At 46.1% G+C, this 2596-nt stretch carries 3 protein-coding genes; all 3 read right to left on the bottom strand.

The features are described from left to right. The coding region (locus tag WCO51_12200) for a hypothetical protein (GenBank protein MEI6514015.1) at positions 1-371 on the bottom strand (371 nt) is incomplete at its 3' end. Positions 372-542: 171 nt separating this feature from the next. Further along, positions 543-1214, bottom strand: a complete 672-nt coding sequence (locus WCO51_12195) for a DUF4339 domain-containing protein (GenBank protein MEI6514014.1) — start codon at positions 1212-1214, stop codon at positions 543-545. A gap of 66 nt (positions 1215-1280) precedes the next feature. Then, positions 1281-2596, bottom strand: a 1316-nt coding sequence (locus WCO51_12190) for a hypothetical protein (protein MEI6514013.1), incomplete at its 5' end; no start/stop codon positions are given.

Here is a 2596-nt window from a genome sequence, read left to right as displayed (position 1 = left end):
ATGACCTCTTCAATAAGGGCCGAACGGTCGTATTCCCGGAGTTCTTCTGGCATCTCCTTTATCCGCTGCTCGGCGGCTTCAATTATTCCGACCAGTTGCAGCCTGTTCGCCTCGCTCGGGTCCTCTTTCTGCCACTTGGCGATTTGGTTACCCAGCCAATCGATTGTGTTCTTCGATATAACCCAAAAGCAGACGGCCGTGTCGTCAATGTGGAGATACCCTTGATCGACTACGACCTTTTTTGGCAGCGGAAGATCAGGAAGCGGTTCGTCTTTGTAAATCGTCACACCGCGATGAATGACTGCTGGCGATCTCTCATCCTCGACGGTTGTGCGTCTCAGAGGTTTCGGGGGGTATCGGTCGCGGTTCATGGGAGCAATCTTGTAATAAAGTATCAGAATCGTGTTGTCGTGATCAATGGACTTGGAGTATCGAACGTGTTGAGAATGTCCTTAATGCGCTGCGGATTGGGCCTCTGCCTGTGCCACGGTGGTGAGGTTCGGCCATGTTTTTTTTCACACGGCTTCTCAGGGAATACTCGATTATCCTTTTAAAGAAATGGCGCTGCCTTCACCTACTAGTTTCGTTCCGTTTGGTGAAGTGAAATAGACTTTAACTGTGCCATACTTCGATTTCGCAACATACCCAGGCGGGTATACCAATCTAGGCAGGGTAATCATGTAATCATTCCATAGCCCGTAATCTGCGTTCTTAAAATCTGCTTGTGAGATAGTAAATTCTTGGACAGCAAACGGACGAGTCAGAGCAGCGTTGTACTGATCTTGTTCATAAACCTCGACAACAACTTTCCCAGTGGCTGATGTTCCTTTATCTTTAGCATCCTTAAAGAGAAGAATTATTCTAATACCGTCAACGCCGCCGCTTTTACCCAATACTTTGGCAATATACGCTGGTTCGCTGCTACTGTGTCCTGTGTTGTTCAGAATGAATAACCCGGCGAGCGTCACAAGAACGCCAAGTGCAATCCCACAACCCCCGTATAGTAAATTGGCGTGGCGATTTGTTTTGTTTGCATTTGTTGGTTTCTGAGAATTTTCCTGAATGACACTGCTTAGTGGAATCCATTCCTTCTCGCCTTCACGACATACGAGTGATGCTAAGGAGAGAGTATCTGATTTCATGGAAGCACGTATTTCTTCCATAGAAAACGGACCCTGAGGTTCATTATTTGAGTTGAGTGTGTAATAACGCATTGAGTGTATATGTGAATAGGTTTTATCGGTCGAAGGGTTTCTATCTTATGAGGTCGACGGGAATGATCAAATTAAAGCACCAAGCAATATGGCAAGTATCAATAAAATCAGAAATGTTGAGACATAAATGAGTTTCTGACGCTCGGACGCACGGCGCTCTTTACGCCCCATACTGCCTGAAACACTTTCAGACATCGAATGTTGAGTTGCCTCAGAGATCGGAGTGGAGCATGGAGTTGAAGGTGTGGGCGTTGGAGCAGATATGACTTCTATGAGGTTTTTCCATTCAGTATCTCCCTCTCTGCAGACCAGAATATCGGTTGCCCAGCGGGCGGTTGACAAGCCTGAGCGCAACTCCGGCTCAACGACTGGTCCAGTAACTTTCCCGTCCACAAACAGAAACCATCTCGTTGGTGGAGGAGGCGGAGGAATAGGAGCATTAAATGACGAACGCATTCCAATCATGAATCTACCGGCATCTAGAATGTTGTCCCAGTTAGCCTCGCTCTTTTCTCTAGCTTTGAGAAATGAACGAAAAGTCAAATATATGATGCAGATGTTGAGTATAAAACGAACGACTAAAAAGGAAATGGTGTCAGATCCTAGCAGTCGTGTGACAGAGAATATCAGTGAGAATACAACCGGAATAAGGAAAGCCCGATAGGCGAGTAGCGCAGAACTCCTGATGAGACAGACAATCAACGGCATCCAGATGAAAACCTTGACCGTAACCATAGGCCAAGGTTCGAAGCTATATTGGGCAGCAAGTAAAACTGCAGCTATTGATAGCGCCAGTCTCTTGTAAATATCCAATGTAGGTATCGAGCGTGCAATTGTCTCAAGTAAATGCCAACTTACGGCAAAAGCACTAAGTGGAAGGACAACGCTGAAATAAAACAAAAGCGCGTTTTCCCCTGCATAGGGCATATACCAGAAAGCAAGACTGCTCAAACAAATACTACCAATGATGAATAGCGGATCAAAACGAGCTGGCCATATAGTGATCTTGCGGAGCAAGGATCTGGCATCAACGATTGGACGAACACTGCATTCGATTGCACTTCGGTTTAGGACTCCGACGGCTATGATTAACGATAGTAAAATTAGTAGGCGATCAAAAATACGCATCAGGCCTATCGTCAGAGGGCTTGGGCCATCGTCATACGAATCACGGTTCAGGTCATTCGCATGATTAGAAGAGGAATAATCCGATGATCCGCTCGATTGCTGTGTGTCTGTTTCGTTGTAATTGCCTTTCTGTTTAAGATATCTTTTAAACTCAGCCTCTCTTTGCGCAATAACCTCTGGGTCTTGTTCGAAGCCTCTAACTTCACCTGGTCTCGCACCGAGTTGAGAGAAACACACGGACACACTGACTGAGT

Source organism: bacterium (genome assembly GCA_037131655.1).
Lineage (GTDB): Bacteria > Armatimonadota > Fimbriimonadia > Fimbriimonadales > JBAXQP01 > JBAXQP01.
The sequence above is the reverse complement of the archived record's forward strand: the minus strand, read 5'-3'. Positions and strand labels throughout refer to the sequence as shown.